This window comes from Salinispora sp. H7-4 (assembly GCF_013416675.1).
GTDB classification, from domain to species: Bacteria; Actinomycetota; Actinomycetes; order Mycobacteriales; family Micromonosporaceae; genus Micromonospora; species Micromonospora vitiensis.
Genome location: NZ_JABZED010000060.1, coordinates 34,467 through 49,748, shown reverse-complemented (window position 1 = coordinate 49,748; position 15,282 = coordinate 34,467). Strand labels below are relative to the sequence as shown.

14 protein-coding genes and 2 pseudogenes are annotated in these 15,282 nt (G+C 68.7%); 8 read left to right on the top strand and 8 right to left on the bottom strand.

Features of this window, described 5'->3' with window-relative positions:
* Window positions 1-9 precede the first annotated feature (9 nt).
* Genes H0524_RS22425 through pglX form a run of 4 tightly spaced genes read left to right on the top strand, consistent with a single transcriptional unit; the run spans window position 10 to window position 7,379 of the window.
* Complete coding sequence (locus H0524_RS22425) at window positions 10-1,284, top strand: DUF3696 domain-containing protein (RefSeq protein ID WP_180200427.1); 1,275 nt, start codon at window positions 10-12, stop codon at window positions 1,282-1,284.
* Window positions 1,274-2,128, top strand: a complete 855-nt coding sequence (locus tag H0524_RS22420; RefSeq protein ID WP_180200426.1) for a hypothetical protein — start codon at window positions 1,274-1,276, stop codon at window positions 2,126-2,128. The genes H0524_RS22425 and H0524_RS22420 overlap by 11 nt, the downstream gene beginning before the upstream one ends.
* Before the next feature lie 12 nt (window positions 2,129-2,140).
* A complete protein-coding gene (locus tag H0524_RS22415; protein WP_180200425.1) occupies window positions 2,141-3,853 on the top strand; it encodes a DUF262 domain-containing protein in 1,713 nt (570 codons plus the stop codon).
* Window positions 3,854-3,887: 34 nt separating this feature from the next.
* The gene (gene pglX, locus H0524_RS22410; RefSeq protein ID WP_180200424.1) at window positions 3,888-7,379 is read left to right on the top strand and encodes a BREX-2 system adenine-specific DNA-methyltransferase PglX; all 3,492 of its coding nucleotides are present in this window, start codon (window positions 3,888-3,890) and stop codon (window positions 7,377-7,379) included.
* A gap of 4 nt (window positions 7,380-7,383) precedes the next feature.
* Here the strand turns inward: pglX and H0524_RS22405 are convergent, their stop codons facing one another.
* A complete protein-coding gene (locus H0524_RS22405; RefSeq protein WP_180200423.1) occupies window positions 7,384-8,103 on the bottom strand; it encodes a hypothetical protein in 720 nt (239 codons plus the stop codon).
* A gap of 267 nt (window positions 8,104-8,370) precedes the next feature.
* Here H0524_RS22405 and H0524_RS22400 point away from each other — a divergent pair, with 267 nt between their 5' ends.
* Window positions 8,371-9,768, top strand: coding sequence for an MFS transporter (locus H0524_RS22400; RefSeq protein WP_180200422.1), 1,398 nt, complete (start codon window positions 8,371-8,373; stop codon window positions 9,766-9,768).
* Between the two features lie 75 nt (window positions 9,769-9,843).
* Here H0524_RS22400 and H0524_RS22395 read toward each other — a convergent pair.
* The 7 genes and pseudogenes from H0524_RS22395 to H0524_RS22370 form a co-directional block, all read right to left on the bottom strand.
* Window positions 9,844-10,146: pseudogene (locus H0524_RS22395) on the bottom strand (hypothetical protein); the annotation flags it as partial.
* On the bottom strand, window positions 10,134-10,340 hold the full coding sequence (locus tag H0524_RS22390; RefSeq protein ID WP_180200421.1) for a DUF397 domain-containing protein: 207 nt from the start codon (window positions 10,338-10,340) through the stop codon (window positions 10,134-10,136). The pseudogene H0524_RS22395 and the gene H0524_RS22390, both read right to left, overlap by 13 nt.
* A 14-nt stretch (window positions 10,341-10,354) precedes the next feature.
* Window positions 10,355-10,481: pseudogene (locus tag H0524_RS25680) on the bottom strand (XRE family transcriptional regulator); the annotation flags it as partial.
* Between the two features lie 16 nt (window positions 10,482-10,497).
* Entirely contained in the window at window positions 10,498-10,698 is a 201-nt protein-coding gene (locus H0524_RS22385) for a DUF397 domain-containing protein (protein ID WP_180200420.1), read from the bottom strand.
* A 157-nt stretch (window positions 10,699-10,855) separates the two neighbouring features.
* Window positions 10,856-11,062, bottom strand: coding sequence for a DUF397 domain-containing protein (locus H0524_RS22380; protein WP_180200419.1), 207 nt, complete (start codon window positions 11,060-11,062; stop codon window positions 10,856-10,858).
* A gap of 69 nt (window positions 11,063-11,131) precedes the next feature.
* Window positions 11,132-11,332: a DUF397 domain-containing protein gene (locus H0524_RS22375; RefSeq protein WP_180200418.1), complete on the bottom strand. Its 201-nt coding sequence runs from the start codon at window positions 11,330-11,332 to the stop codon at window positions 11,132-11,134.
* The gene (locus H0524_RS22370) at window positions 11,325-12,203 is read right to left on the bottom strand and encodes a helix-turn-helix transcriptional regulator (protein ID WP_180200417.1); all 879 of its coding nucleotides are present in this window, start codon (window positions 12,201-12,203) and stop codon (window positions 11,325-11,327) included. Before H0524_RS22370 ends, H0524_RS22375 begins: the two co-directional genes overlap by 8 nt.
* A 365-nt stretch (window positions 12,204-12,568) precedes the next feature.
* Between H0524_RS22370 and H0524_RS22365 the strand changes: the two genes are divergently transcribed.
* The 3 genes from H0524_RS22365 to H0524_RS22355 are packed head-to-tail and all read left to right on the top strand — an operon-like array spanning window position 12,569 to window position 15,223.
* The gene (locus tag H0524_RS22365; protein ID WP_018214633.1) at window positions 12,569-12,892 is read left to right on the top strand and encodes a DivIVA domain-containing protein; all 324 of its coding nucleotides are present in this window, start codon (window positions 12,569-12,571) and stop codon (window positions 12,890-12,892) included.
* A complete protein-coding gene (locus H0524_RS22360; RefSeq protein WP_027653219.1) occupies window positions 12,889-13,149 on the top strand; it encodes a hypothetical protein in 261 nt (86 codons plus the stop codon). The genes H0524_RS22365 and H0524_RS22360 overlap by 4 nt, the downstream gene beginning before the upstream one ends.
* Window positions 13,150-13,192: 43 nt before the next feature.
* Window positions 13,193-15,223, top strand: a complete 2,031-nt coding sequence (locus H0524_RS22355) for a hypothetical protein (protein ID WP_180200416.1) — start codon at window positions 13,193-13,195, stop codon at window positions 15,221-15,223.
* The last annotated feature ends 59 nt before the right edge of the window (window positions 15,224-15,282 follow it).

Below are 15,282 nucleotides of genomic sequence, written 5' to 3'. Positions count from 1 at the left end.
AGTCTAAGAATGCCGCTGCGCAAGATCGTGTTGGGGAACTACCGCTGCTTCCGGGACCGGCAGGAGATCGAGCTGGCCCCGGTCACGGTGGTCCTCGGTAAGAACAACTCCGGCAAGAGCGTCCTGACCCGGGCGCCGCTGGTTATCTCCACCGGCCTCGACACCATGAGCACCGCACCGCTCGACCTGGACCGGCTCGAACCACAGCAGGTGGACGGTTTCGCCGACCTGGTCTTCGAGCAGAGCCCGATTGGCAAATTCTTCCTCGGGTTCGAGGTGGATGGGCCGCTTCCGTTCTCGATGGAGGCGACGGTCCAGCTGGTCATCGAGGATAGGACCGCGTTCGTCTCGGCTCTGCGGGTTGGATTGGCGGGGCAAGGCGGGCTGATGGAGCACGAGTTCGTCCTCTCGGGGCAGTCGACCCTGACCAATGACTTTGCGAGGTTGTCCTACCAGATCCAGGCGTCGGGGCAGACCCCGGTCATCCGGACCGTGCCGTTCGCCGGGCTGCTTCCCCGCCCGGCCGGCATTCCGGAGCTGCGTCCGCTGACTGACCGGCGCGACGGCCTGAGTCTTGGGCCGATCCGCTTTCTCAGCGCCTACCGGGACCGCCCCGGGCGGCAACACCGGCTGCCACTGGGGGTGCCCCGCGGCATCGGCGAGCAGGGCCAGGGCACCCTTGCCATCCTCGCCCACGACCAGGCGCGTAACGGTGGCGAACTGCTCGCCCGGGTCAACGAGCGGCTGCCGGCCATCGTGCCGGGCTGGCGGATCGAGGAGATCGAGGTCGGCTCGTTGTGGTCGACGGTGCTGACCCGCAGCGGTAGCTCGGTGCAGGTCAACCTGGCGGATGCGGGCACCGGTCTGTCGCAGGTGCTGCCGATCCTGGTGCAGTGCGCGATGGACGAGGTGCAGGGCGAGGAGATGCAACCTGCCCTGCAGATCATTGAGGAGCCGGAGATGCACCTGCACCCGGGCGCACACGCCGCGCTGGCCGATCTCTACCTGAATACCGCGCGGGCCACCCAGACCCGCTTCCTCATCGAAACCCACAGCGAAACCCTCCTGCTGCGACTACGACGACACATCGCCGAGGGCTGCCCGCCGGAGATGGTGGCGGTGTATGTCGTGGAACAGCACGGTGGCGTCTCCGAGGTACGGCGGGTCGGCATCGACCGGCTCGGCAACCTCGAAGACTGGCCCGAGGGCTACTTCTCCCAGGACTACCACGAGGTGCGGGCGCTCGCCGCCGCGCAGCTCAGGCAGGGCGGCTATGCGTCTTGACATCGAACCAGACGTCTTCACCTCCGGCGACCGGCTGTCGGTGATCCACCTGCTGGGGCTGGCGGTGGAGGGGCAGCACGAGTGGCGGCCGAGCCTGCCGGCCGCGATCAGCGCCGAACGGTTCGCCACCGAGCAAGCCCCGCTGTTTTCCGAGTTCGTGCAGCAGGCGCTGGTGGAGGCGGCGAATCCGGCCCCGGCCGCACCGGCGGTCGCGCGGATCTCAGCCGACCGGCTCAAGGAGCTCGTCTCGGACCTCCGCCGCCCGGCGACGCTGATCGTGGAGAACCGGATCGCCGACGGCGGCTTCGTCCGCGCGGTGGCGGCGGCGCTCGGCGATCATCAAGTGGTGGAGGCGCTGTCGCAGCAGCCGCCCTGGTTGGGCTTCAGCCACGGCGGCGGCAGCGGTGACATCCCGGAGCTGGCGGCCGACGAGCGGGCCGGCTTCACGGTGCTGGTGCGGGTCGCGGTGCTGTTCGACAGTGACCGCAAAGCCGCCAGCGACCCCGGCCGGAACCAGGAAGACAAGGCGATGAAGTGCCGCGACAACGGTGTCGCCGAGGTGCATCTGCTGGCCTGGCGGATGATGGAGAACTACGCGCCGTTCCGGGTCTGGGAGCACCACTTCGCGCACCGGCCGGAGCACGTTGACGAACTGCGCGCCATCGAGCCGGAGCAGCGCGGCTACCTGCACCTCAAGACCTGGTTCAAGGGCCGGCGATGCCACCCGCCCAAGAGGGTCTTCCCCGCCGAGCTGACCCTGACCGAGGAGGACTTCGCCGAGTTGGGGCCCGAGGTCGTCGCCGAGCTGCGGGAGTTGCTCGCAATGATCCACCGCATCCTGTAGGAGACTGGGCCCATGTGCGCCGACCAGGCCGAGATCCGGCCCGACCCGACCATCGCCCTCGTCGACGACCTGTTGGGTGGCATCGGTCGAGGCGAGATCCGGGTGCCGGCCTTCCAACGGCCTTTCGTCTGGCGGCCGGAGCAGATGCTGGAGCTGTTCGACAGCATCGAGCGTGGCTATCCGATCGGCAGCCTCCTGCTCTGGCAGACCGACACTCAGGTGCCCTCGCTGGACCAGATCGGCGGCTTGCCGGTGCCGCCACCACCGGCCGGCCGGCAGGTCTCCTACCTTTTGGACGGTCACCAGCGGGTCTCCACCCTCTTCGGGGTGTTGAACCGGCCGCTGCGTGACGGCCCGGCCGAGGAGGACCGGGACTGGATCTGGCAGATCTACCGGGACCTGCGCCCGGTCGACCTGCGCGGCTCGGACCGCTACCGACACCACCGTTCCGGTCGATGGACTCCGCACCTGCTGCCGTTGGCGGCGGTGATGCGCACCCGGGACTTCCTGCGGCACTTCCAGCGGGTGGAGCTGAGCGTCAAGGACACCAGCCTGGCCGACTCGCTGATCCGGGAGGCCGAGGCGGTCGCGTACCGGATCAAGGCATACAAGCTCACCATGGTACGGCTCCAGGGCGCGAGTCTAGACCAGGCGGTGAATGTCTACGCCCGGCTGAACCGGACGGGCACCCGGATGGAGCCGGACCAGATGCTCTCCGCACTGACCTATCGGGAGGAGCAGCCCTCCCTGGCGAACCGGATCGACGATATCGTGGCCTCGATCGCCGAGACGGGCTTCGGTGAGCTGCCCCGCCTCGCCGTCTTCCGTTCGATGTTGGCGGTGGCCGGTGAGTCCGACGTCCTGTCGCCGCGCTGGAGCCTGGTCGCGAACTACATCCAGAACCGGCTGCACGACGCCCTGCCACAGACCGAGCGGGCGGTGCGGCGGGCAGCGGAGTTCCTGCAGAGCGGGGTCGGGGTGCCACATGCCCGGTTCCTGCCCTACGCACACCAACTGGTGCTCCTGGCGACATTCTTTCACTGCTGCCCCGAGCCGAGCGGCGAACAATATGACGGGCTGCGCCGCTGGTTCTGGATAACGTCGTGGTCGAACGCGTTCGCCGGGGCGACCTCGACCGTGCTGCGCCGGGCCCTGGCGGAGATGCGGTCGTACGCCACCGGCAAGGGCGACCTGGCCCCGGATGCGGACGACGTGCAGCCGATGCCGGAGGCGTTCAAGCTCAACAGCGCCCGGACGAGGGCGTACGTGATCTGGGAGGCGCTGGAGTTTCCCCGCCGGCTCGACATGCTGGGCGTGCCTCTCGACGTGGCGAGAACGCTTGCCACCTCCGACAACCAGGTATTCCGGCACGTGGTGCCGCGGGACAAACGCCCCGCCAACCGCCTGATCTTTCCCACGACCGCGAATACCACCGTGTTGTCGGCGCTGAAGGCGCTCAGCCCCCCAACCGGGCCGGGCCTGTTCGACGGTTTCCCGGAGCCGTCGAACAATCCGGTGGTCCCGTCGCAGACCGAGCTGATCCTGGAGAGCCACGGAATCCCGATCAAGGCGTGGCGACGGCTCTGTGAGGGCGGCAACGGGGGCCAGATCTTCGTCGAGGATCGCACCGAGCTGTTGGTGCAGCGGCTGCGCGCCTTCGCCGCGCGTGCGGGCGTGCCGGTCTCCGGCGCGATGATCGGCGCGGCCGATGACGATTCGGAGTAGTTGCGGGCGGGGCGGCAGACCTTAGGATCTAGCGGTGGTTGAGCTGAAGGCATTGCAAGCTCAGGTCAAGAGCCTGGTGGAGGATCTGCGTCGGCAGGTCGCGGAGACGCCGGTGCTCCGCGCCGAGCTGCGGCAGGAGCACGAGCGGGCCAAGGACGCCGAGCGGGTCGGCGCGAGCTTCGAGACCTGGCTGGAGGGCGTGCTCGACCAGGCGGCGGTGGCCTGGGTGCTCGGCTGCGTGTTCGTCCGGTTCTGCGAGGACAACATGCTGGTCGACGGGCTGTGGCTCGGCGGTGGTGACCCGGCGGCCCCGGCCGAGCGGGGGGTGCAGCACCGGCAGGCGTACCTGATCGCCAACCCCCGGCACAACGACCGGCACTGGCTGCGGGAGGCGTTCACGTACCTCGCCGAACTGCGTGCCACCGGCAAGATTTTCGACCGGCACAACCCGGTGTGGCGGTTCGACATCTCCGGCCCGGCCGCCGAGGAGCTGAGCGACTTCTTCCGCCGGGGCGTCGGCCGGGAGTCACTGCGCCGCGACGACCTGGACACCCGCTTCCTCGGCGACCTCTACCAGGACCTGTCGACGCACGCGAAGAAGACGTACGCGCTGTTGCAGACGCCGGAGTTCGTGGAGGAGTTCATCCTCGACCGCACCTTCGAGCCGGCCGTCCAGGAGTTCGGCCTGCCCGCCACCAGCGTCATCGACCCGACCTGCGGCTCCGGCCACTTCCTGCTCGGCGCGTTCCACCGGCTGCTGCGCAAGTGGCGGGACCGGGAGCCCGCCACCGACATCCGGGTCCTCGCCGAGCGGGCACTTGGCCAGGTCACCGGGGTCGACATCAACCCGTTCGCGGTGGCGATCGCCCGCTTCCGGCTGCTGATCGGGGCGATGAAGGTGTGCGACCTGGACCGGCTGGAACGCACGCCGGCCTTTCCGGTCCGGGTCGCCACCGGCGACTCCCTGCTGCCGTGGGAGCCGGAACGCTCCCGAGCGCAGGGCGACCTGCTCGCCGCCATCGAGGGCAGGGAGGTCTTCGCGTACGAGAGCGAGGACGCCGACCTGCTCCAGGATTACCTGGCCGAGAACAAGTACACGGTGGTGGTCGGGAACCCGCCCTACATCACCGTCGCTGACCCCGCCCGCAACAAGCTCTACCGCAGCATCTATCCGACGGTGTGCCATCGGCAGTACGCGCTGACGGTGCCCTTCGCCAAGCGCTTCTTCGACCTGGCCAAACGCTCGGACGAACACGGCGAGGGCGCGGGCTACGTCGGCCAGATCACCGGCAATGGCTTCATGAAGCGCGAGTTCGGCAAGAAGCTGATCGAGGACTACTTCGCCCACGAGGTCGAACTGACCGAGGTGATCGACACCTCCGGCGCCTACATCCCAGGCCACGGCACCCCGACGGTGATCCTGGTCGGCCGCACCAACAAGCGCCGCCGTCCGGCCAGCATCCGTGCCGTGCTCGGTGTTCGGGGCGAGCCGTCGACGCCGGATTCCGCCTCCGACGGCCTGGTTTGGCAGGCGATCGCCAGGCAGATCGACTGGCCAGGCTCCGACTCGGATTGGGTCAGTGTTGTAGACCTGTCCCGAAAACAACTCGTCATGCACCCCTGGAGTCTTTCCGGTGGTGGCGCGAGTGATCTTGTGAGCGTGACCGAAGCTGCCGGAACCGCGATGGCCCAGGTCATCGACCTACCAGTCGGCCGGGCGATTCGGGCCGGAGCCGACGAGGCATTCATGCGTCCGATGCGCCGCAAGCTCAGGTCGTTCGCTGACCAGCGCGCTCTTCGACCACTGGTCATCGGTGAGGTCGCGCGGGATTGGTCCACGGCACCCGAGGACGCGATTTGGTACCCCTACGACTCCTCGCTGGACAGCCGAGGGCTGGCTGATGAGCTGTGGCCCTGGCGTGAGTTACTAGCCAAACGTCGCACGTTCCAGGGCAACATGGCTGACGCTGGCTTGGTGTGGTGGGAATACCACCAACACACGGCTTCCGCTTATCGGACGCCGTTGTCGATTGCGTTCGCTTTTGTGGCGACGCATAACCACTTTGTGCTGGACCGGGGCGGGAAGGTATTCAAGCAGTCTGCGCCGGTGATCAAGTTGCCGGAGGGGGCGACGGAGGACGATCACCTGCGGCTACTCGGGGTGCTGAACAGCTCGACCGCCTGCTTCTGGCTGAAGCAGGTCAGCCATAACAAGGGCAGCACTGTCGATCAGCGCGGTGCTCGGCAGACGACTGTAGCCTGGGAGAACTTCTTCGAATTCACCGGAACCAAGTTGCAGGAGTTTCCGCTGCCGGAGGCGTACCCGTTGGGGCGGGCGCGGGAGTTGGACGGGCTGGCGCAGCGGCTGGCGAGCCTGACTCCGGCGGCGGTTGCCGCTTCGGGGGTGCCGACCCGGCAGCGGCTCGCGGAGGCTGAGGCGGAGTACCGCTCGGTGCGGGCCCGGATGATCGCGCTCCAGGAGGAGCTGGACTGGGAGGTCTACCAGCTCTACGGGCTGAGCGACGAGGATCTGACCTGCGCCAACCCGCCGGAGATCGCGCTGGGGGAGCGGGCCTTCGAGATCGTGCTGCACACCAGTGGGGCGCAGACCGAATGGTTCAACCGGCACGGGTCCAAGCCGATCGACCGGGCGCAGCCGGACTGGCCGGCGGAGTACCGAACACTGGTGGAGCGGCGGATCGCCGTCATCGGGTCCAACCGGCACATCGGGTTGATCGAGCGGCCGGAGTGTAAGCGCCGGTGGTCCACCGAGGGGTGGGAGAAGATGCAGTCGGCCGCGCTGCGGGCCTGGCTGCTCGACCGGCTGGAGGCGCCCGAGCTGTGGGGTGGGCAGCCGGCCCCGCTGTCGGTGGCGCAGCTCGCTGACCGGGTCGGCGGCGACCAGGATTTCCGGGCGGTGCTGGAGCTGTGGGTCGGGCACGACAACTTCGAACTGGCGAAGACGATCGGCCTGCTGGTCGCCGACGAGCATGTGCCGTACCTGCCGGCGCAGCGTCACAAGCCGGCCGGGCTGCGCAAGCGGGCGCAGTGGGAGCGGACCTGGGCGTTGCAGCGCCGGGAGGACGCGGGGGAGCAGGTCGAGATCGAGGTGCCGCCGAAGTACACGTCGGCGGATTTTGCCCGGCCGTCGTACTGGCGGGCGCGCGGCAAGCTCGACGTGCCGAAGGAGCGGTTCATCTCGTACCCGCAGGCGGGTCGGGACAGCGACGGTAGCGAGCTGCTCGGCTGGGCCGGGTGGGACCACCTGGCGCAGGCGCGGGCGCTCGCCACCGTCTATCTGGACCGCAAGACGCAGGAGGCGTGGCCGGCGCACCGGCTGCTGCCGCTGCTCGCCGGGCTGGTGGAGATCGAGCCGTGGCTGCACCAGTGGCACTCCGGCGAGCATCCCGCATTCCCCATGCCGCCGGCCGAGTTTTTCACCGACTTCATCAACACCGAGCTGGCCCAGCTCAGCTCCGACCGCTCGGCCCTGACCCTGCTGCGGGGGGTGCCGGAGCTGCGCTGACCTGTCAGGAGTGCAGCTCCGTCACCACGGTGACGTGGTAGTTGCCGGGGCCGACCGACCGGTCGAGGGTGCGGAGGATCCGGTCGGGTTTGTCGTGCGGCCCCTGCTGGAAGTAGGGCTTCCCGTTCAGACCGAACGTGATCCGGCTCGGCGGCTCCCAGGTGCCGAGCAGCGGCGCGGCGCTGTAGAAGTCACGATGCGGGTCGAAGCCGAGCGTGCGCGCGTAGTCGACCGCCCCGAAGACCAGGTGCCGGGCCAGGCCGATCGGGGCCTCGGTCGGCCCCTGGTCGTATGCGGCGAAGAAGTCGCCCACGAAATACGGCACCTCGTTCGGGTCCGACGTGGTCGGCGGCAGGGCGTTCTTGACGCCGAGGCAGTAGGTGTCGACCAGGAAGCCACAGGTGGTCACCGCGTCGCCGTCTACACGGGCAACGGCCACACTGACCAGCCCCGCACCCATCGCCATCGGCGGTAGTTCCTCGTCGTCGACCCAGTCGGCCGGCCGGTCGGCGATGCCGAGCCCGTTGCTCCACTGCCGGCTGATCCAACACCCGACCAGCGGTAGCTCCGACGGGTGGGCTCGTCTCGGCCGGACGACCTCGACGCCGCGGACCAGCCGGGTGGCCACCGCGCGGGTGACACCGAGGTCCCGGGCGATCTGCTTGGGTGTCTTGCCGGCGGAGCGGAGAGCCTGCGCCCGCGCCTTCAACTCGTGCGAATCCACCGCGCCATCGTGGTGTCGCCCAGACCGAACGTCAAGGCCGCCACGCGTGCGGTGATCGTGAGGACGTGGCGCTGGCGCCGAGCCTTCGGCCGAAACCCGCCGCCCTACGACGCGACCCGCCTCCGCTACCACCGAAGGTGAGCGGGGCCGTTGACGCTCGGCGATTACCGGGAATCACCCGGACCAGCCGGGGCTGGTGTGTGACAGTGCGAGACGTGCCTACGTGCACCTCGGGCATCCGACCACTTCACAACGTGAGGAAAACCCGTGTTACTTCGCCTGCACCACTTTCGTCACCTGGCCGGGAGTGCTTCACCTCACGGAGCCGCAGCGCAGGCCAAGCTGACGTTGGTCGCGGCATCCTTCTGTATCTTCCTGGTTCAGCTCGACTTCTTCGCGCTCAACCTCGCGCTGCCGAAGATGGCGTCGGAGCTGCGCACGTCTCCCACCAACCTGCAGTGGGTGATCAGCGCCTACATGCTCTCCCTGGCGGCGTTCCTGATTCCTGGCGGACGCCTCGGCGACATCCTTGGCCGCCGACGCATTCTCATGGTCGGACTCGTGATTTTCGGTCTGAGTTCCCTGGGTGCCGCCCTAGCCCCCAACGCAGGGACCGTCATCGCCTTCCGGACCGTCCAGGGAGTCGGCTCCGCCATCATCTTCCCGCTCGCCATCGCCATCGTCACGAATGCTTTTCCCGCAGAGCGTGTGAAACGGGCGATCGGCTACGCCTACGGCATCGGCGCCGTGTCGATGGCGCTCGGCCCTCCCTTCGGCGGTGGGATAACAGAGCTGGTCGTCTGGCGGGTCGTGCTGTTGGTGAACGTACCGTTGAGCATTATCGCCATCGCGATCGTCGCCGCTGGCGTGCGTGAATCACGCGACCCTACGGTGCCGCGGTCGATCGACCTGCCCGGCCTGGCCCTGGTGGCGGCTGGGATCGCCCTGGTCACGCTCGCGGTAGACCTGGCGAGCAGCTGGCAGCCCCTCGCCACGGCCGGGATCGCCGTGGTCGGGCTGCTGGTTCTGGTGGCGTTCGTGCAGCGCGAGCGGTTGGCGAAGTATCCCTTGGTCAACCTTGAACTGTTTCGCAACCGTCCCTACGTCATGGTGACCCTGATGGGGACGGTCGCCAACCTCGCTCTCGTCATCGGAGTGTTCGGTAGCACGGTCTATCTACAGCAAGCGGAGGGTCGCTCGCCTCTCGCCGCGGGTCTGATTCTTCTCGCCGCCTCGGTGGCCACCGGTATCGCCGGTCCGATCTCAGGGCGCATCGGCGAACACCTGAATATTCCGGTAGTGATGGGTATCACTGCGGTGACCGGTGGGATTGGCCTGTTCGTGGTCGCCCTCGGCGGTGGTTTCGAAACCTACCTGCCCGGCCTCGCGTTGTTCGGATTCAGCTACGGCGTGGGGTACGCGATGTCCAACATCGGCACCCAGTCGGTTGTCGCCCGGGAACTGGTGGGCGAAGCATCCGGTGTCACCCTCGCGATCGTTATCGGGGTCTCCGGCCTCGCGGTAGCGGCCGCGGCGACGCTGATCGACATCCAGTCGAGAAGTATGGGGCTCACGGAGGCCATCGAAGACATCATGCGGTGGACTGCGGCAGGAAGCATCGTGGCCTCCGGGCTTCTCCTCCTGGTAGCTCGCCGCCGACCGTGACCGGCACGAGACGGCCGGAGTACCGCGCGCCATCCCCTCACCAAATCCCCGCGCTTGGTACCTGTGTTCACACAGCTACCGGTATTCGGCGGCAGCCCGTTCGGCCTCGGTGACGAACTCGTCAAGCTGCTCCGGTGTCAGGTGGGAGTCCTGCAGAAGCTGGCCCAAGATGAACACCTCAACGCCGAGCGCGACGTCTGGGGCGATCTTGTCGGCCAGCTCGGGTTCACCGAGAGCAGCGCGGATCAGCCCTTCCATCTCCAGCGCGGGCAGGGTGTTGCCGTCGCGGTAGTTGGCTCGTGCAGACGAGACGTACCGTGCCACGTCGGCCGGCGTGCTGTCGGGACCGAAGCGGCGGTTGACCGCTATAGCCAGCGACTTTCGGCCTTCACAACCCCGATAAACGTTCGCCAGGCCGGGGCCGCGAAGGTCAGGATCGGCCCGCCCGAGTCCTTGCTGTCCCGAAGCGAGACCTTGCCCGCAAGGTCATCGGCGACCTCGACACAGTTGCCGGAGCCGTTGCTGCGAGTGCTCTTTCGCCAGGTCACACGGGTGATTCCCATCTCGTCCACTGAACGTCATCCTCTCACTGCTTGTTGATCGTCTCCTGGATCAGATCGCGAAACCTGCGAGCACCTTGCCGCCGTGGTGGCTAGGTGCTCGAAGACTCGGCTGTACTCCCTGACCTGATGGCCTTCGGGATTACGGCTACCCGGACCTGCCGCGCTCTCAGGAGCGCGGCGATCCGTCCTTGACTCTCGTAACGAATGCAGCCCAGGCGTCGGGTGCGAATTTCAGCGCCGGGCCGGCAGGGTCCTTGCTGTCGCGTAGCCCGACGACGCCGGGCAGGTTGTCGGCGACCTCGATGCAGTTGCCGCCGTTGTTGCTGCGGGTGGACTTGCGCCAGGTGGCATCGGTCAGGTCAGGCACGGGAGTGCTCCTCTGGGCTTGCTGGATCAGGCGGATGGGGTGGGACTCGTTTAGGCGCGGTCCGCCTGGTTGAACCGGATGCTGTTGTAGGGGACGGCAAGAGCAACGGTGCCCATCCGGGCGAGGACGCGCAGCCTTGGGAGGTGGCGCTACAGCGTCAGCGGTGCGAACCTTCGGCCTTTGTGGCTCGGACGAAGGTGGCCCAGGCTGCTGGCGTGAAGATCAAGAACGGGCCGCTCGGGTCCTTGCTGTCGCGGAGCCCGACTTTCCCCGCCAGGTCGGCCGCGACCTCGATGCAGTCGCCGGAGCCGTTGCTGCGAGTGCTCTTTTGCCAGGTCACGCTGGTCATGTCCATCTCGTTCACAACGCACCATCCGCTCACCGCTCGTTAGGTCGCCTCTTGGCTTAGAGGCTACCCGTGCATGCCGCGTTGTCAGGAGTTCGGCAAACCGTCCTTAACTCCCGCAACGAAAGTAGCCCAGGCAACGGGCGCGAATTTCAGCGCCGGGCCGGCAGGGTCCTTGCTGTCGCGTAGCCCGACGACGCCGGGCAGGTTGTCGGCGACCTCGATGCAGTTGCCACCGTTGTTGCTGCGGGAGGATTTGCGCCAAACGGCGTTGGTCGGATCAGGCACGGGAGTACTCCTCTGCGACTTGCTGGATCAGGTGGATGGAGCGAGATTCGTTCAGGGCGCGGTCCGCCATGTCGGCCCAGATGGTGTTGTAGGCGATGGTCTCGTGTGGCTTGTTGAGGTAGATCGCACCCGTTGCTGTTTCTAGATAGGTCACGGGCGGTTCGACCTCCTTGCCGCTGCCGTCTCGTGGGAACTCAAGGATCGAGAAGGCTCCGGACATCGCTCCGGCGTGTAGCCCAGCAGAAAAGTTCAACACCTGCACGGTTACATTCGGTAGTTCCGCAGCCTTGACGATCTGGTGTAGTTGGTCGGCCATGATCCTTGCGCTACCGACCGGACGACGCAACACGGCCTCGTTGATTATCACGCTGAGTTGTGGAGCGGAGAAGCGAGTCAAGAGCGTCTGGCGCTCCGTGCGAAGTTGTACCGCTCGTTGCTGCTCATCGTCGTCCCCGGCGTCGATCGAACCGCCGGGCGTGCTGAATATTTGCTCGGTGTACGCACGGGTCTGGAGTAGGCCGGGGACCAGCTCAGCCTCGTACTGTCGGATGGTGGAGGTCGCTGCCTCCAGGCCGATGTAGAGCTGAAACCAGCGCGGTAGGCCGGAGCCGATGTAGTCGTGCCACCAGTTCTTGTTCTCGCGGGTGGCTGCTGCCATGGCGAGGACCAGTTCTATGTCCTCCTCCGATGCGCCGTAGAGCCGCAACATCTCTTTGACATCGGAGGCCCGGAAGCGGACGTTCTCCGCGCCGCTCTCGATCCGGTAGAGGGTCGCCCTGGCCCGATCCAGCTCCTCCGCTGCTTGCTCCGTCGTCAGCCCGGCGGCCTTGCGGAGTGCTTCGAGCTTCCTGCCGAGCTGTCGGCGAAGCATGGTTGAGCCCGTTACAGCGTGTGACACCGGCCCCTCCGATGGTCAGGTCATGGTGGACGCTTGCCCATCCAATTAAACGCCTTTGTTGTCTCAGAAACAATAGACAAATCACTCTGAGCTTCCTAAGAGTTTCTGATCTTTATCGGGCGCTCTCTGTTAGACGTTGCATTGCATTCAGTGCAGTGCTTCACTTGCCCCGCAGTCATTGAGGAGTCTCTGCAGCTCAATGGCGGTGTCTGCCCTGCTGCCGTACTGCCGATCGGGGCTGCGGTGGTAGGTGCCGGGGTGGGTCCGCCGGTGCGGGGCGGGCCGGTGGGCCTACCCCTTCCACAGCTCAATTACGACGGTGAAAGGCAGGTGCTGTCATGCGCGTCTTCTTCCGGCGTGCCGGGCGTCGTCGGCGATCGGTCCTCGGGCCGACCTGCTACCGCTCGGCGGCCTACGACCCGCTGTGGCCGTGGCAGGTGCGGCAGCGGCGGTTCCGGTCCACGCGGCTGGGCCGGCGCGGGTTGGACCCGCAGGAGGTGGGGGAGTTCCTCGACCGGGTCGCCGGGGACCTGGCCGCTGTCTACGACGCGCTGGCCCGCAGCCGGCGGGAAACCGACCGGGTCAAGGACGCGCTGCGCCGCTGGCAGTCCGAGCAGGCCCGTGTCCAGTGGGCAGGCACGGATTCGGAGCCCCGGCGGTGACCGGCCGTTACGTCGTCCACCTGCCGGTGGTGGCCCGCGACCTCCCCGCCGCGCAGCGGCTGGCCCGGGTGCTGGCCCGCTGGGCGCAGGTGCTGCCGCGGACCGACCCGGGGGAGACCACCGTGTCGGCCGAGGACGCGCAGGACGTACGCCATCGGGTCTTCTGCGACCTGCCGCTGCCCGGCGGCCGGCGCTGTCTGCTGCGGGACGGCCACGACGGTGCCTGCTCCCGCCGGCTCGGCGGTCGGCGCTCGTGACCGCGCGAAGAGGCCGCGCTCGGGTGGGCGAAAGGACCGAACGATGCCTGAGGTGATCGACTGCGACGAGTGCGACGGACTGGGCTTCCGCGTTCGGCGCTGCGTCTGTGTGCAGGGCGGTGACCAGCTCATCGTTGACGGGCACCGCTGCGCCGACCAGGCGTACGCCGACTGTCGGGTCTGCGGCGGCGACGGCAGCGTGGTCGAGCCCTGCGGCCGGTGTGGGCGTGCGGGGCGGCGGCGGGCGCAGCTCGTGGTCACCGTGGTCAACCTGGACACCGGGGCGGCGGCGTCGCGGCGGCTGCTGCCCGGCCGCCTCGACCCGCCGGCCGGCCCCGACAGCATCACGCGGGCGCGGGACATTGTCACTGAACTGGCCGCCACCGTCGGCGTGCGCGGGCTACGCCCACGTTGGGGGCAGTGCGCCCTGGACGACCCGGTGTACTGGCTGCCCCGGCAGTGGCGGGCCGACCTGCCGACGCGGGAACGCCTGGACCTGGAGGCCGAAGCCCTCGCCCAGCAGGAGTACGCGCCGTGGCGGGTCTACGTCGGGCGGGGCACCGAGGCGCCGTCGCCCCCGGAACCCGGCCGCGAGCTGGCCCGGCTCTGCGAACTGGCCGACCTGCTCCACCTCGACCTGGTGGTGGAGGCTCGCCGTCAGCACGACGTGGCGGTCTGGGCGATCCGCTACGAGCTGCCCGGCGGGCCGGTGCCGCTCGACCCGCCCGCCCACGCCCGGGACCTGCCCTCGGCGGTCGCTGCGACGACGTTCCGGGAGGCGCTGCGCGGGCTCGACGAGCGGGGGCGTGCGGCGCCCGCCTACACCGTACGTCCGGTGCGAGCTGCCGGCGTACCACCGAGGGTGGACCTTGACCGGCTCGGCCGGGCCGTCCTCGCGGACCTGGCCGACGGCGTGCCCGGCGCCCAGGCGGTCTGGCGCGACGGGCGCTGGTGGCACACCCCGTTGCGGCCCGCCGGCAGCGTCGAGAAGCTGCACGAACGCGACACCGGCCAGATCGTGAGGTACGTGCGGCAGCGGGTACGCAGAGCCGTGGAGCCGCCCGACCCGGCCTGGTGGGGCGAGCCGGTCGGGCACCGGCCCTGCCCGGACTGCCGGCCCGGCACCCGGCTGCGCCGCTGCCACTGCCGAATCGGTGCGCCCGGCCCCGACCCGCAGTGCTCGCGTTGCTCCGGGGCCGGCTTCGCCCCGTCGGGTCTGGCCTGCTTCACCTGCCGCGACGGCGGTCGGATCCCGGCGGCGCTGACGGTGACCGTGACCGACCTGCGCCGGGTGCGCCACGAGACGTGGCGCCCGGTCGCGGGGGAGTCGGCCCCGGTGGTCGGCTACCAGCCCAACGGCACCCCCGTGCACCAGCTACGCCCGCACTGGCGGCTGGCCCGCCACGCCACCGGTTTCGGGGTACGCCCGGCCGACCTCAGCCGCCTCGACGAGGAGCAGCCGGTCGACCAGGACCTGCTCAACGGCACGGTGACGGGCTACGACCCCGTCGTCGAGCCGGCCCGCCAGCACGTCGAGCGGGTCGGCGCCGGGCTGCCCGGAGCCCGGCTGTTCGTGCTGGCCGCCGCGCCCGACGCGCCGCCGCTGACCGACCTGCTGCGGCTCGCCCACGCGCTCGACCTTGCCGCCGTACTGACCTACTGTGATCACCGCCTCGACACGGGCGACCCGACCAAAATCCAGGGGGAACGGTGGGACCTCCGCCTCGCCGCCCGGGACGCGCCGATCGGGGTGGAATCCCCGTTCTGCGCCAGCGTCGAACTCGCCGTGGCCCGGTGCGTCGAGTACCTCGACATACATCTGCTCGCCGCCGTTCCCCGGGAGCCGGACCGGCCGGTGCCCGCGCCGCAGGCGGCACCGTCGCCCCCGGTGGCGGACCCGACCGCGCTGCTGCGCCGGGTCGGTCAGCACTACGCCGGGCAGCCGGTGCTGGTGTCGTTCGACCGGACGGGCTGCCAGCTCTGGCTGGCCGAGGGGGAACACGTCCAGCCGCTTGCCCGAGCCACCACCCTCGACGCCGCGGTCTCCGCCCTGCGGTTTCCCGGCGGGGAATAGCGGAAGGAGTCGATCGCAGCTCAGGGTGACGGGACGGCTTAGGATCGTCGGGTCGCCGG

What these genes read in the sequence shown, in the direction of transcription:
- H0524_RS22425 (WP_180200427.1), top strand. Translation starts at nt 10, where the DNA reads ATGCCGCTGCGCAAGATCGTGTTGGGGAACTACCGCTGCTTCCGGGAC.
- H0524_RS22420 (WP_180200426.1), top strand. Translation starts at nt 1,274, where the DNA reads ATGCGTCTTGACATCGAACCAGACGTCTTCACCTCCGGCGACCGGCTG.
- H0524_RS22415 (WP_180200425.1), top strand. Translation starts at nt 2,141, where the DNA reads ATGTGCGCCGACCAGGCCGAGATCCGGCCCGACCCGACCATCGCCCTC.
- H0524_RS22370 (WP_180200417.1), bottom strand. Translation starts at nt 12,203, where the DNA reads ATGCTTCGCCGACAGCTCGGCAGGAAGCTCGAAGCACTCCGCAAGGCC.
- H0524_RS22365 (WP_018214633.1), top strand. Translation starts at nt 12,569, where the DNA reads ATGCGCGTCTTCTTCCGGCGTGCCGGGCGTCGTCGGCGATCGGTCCTC.
- H0524_RS22355 (WP_180200416.1), top strand. Translation starts at nt 13,193, where the DNA reads ATGCCTGAGGTGATCGACTGCGACGAGTGCGACGGACTGGGCTTCCGC.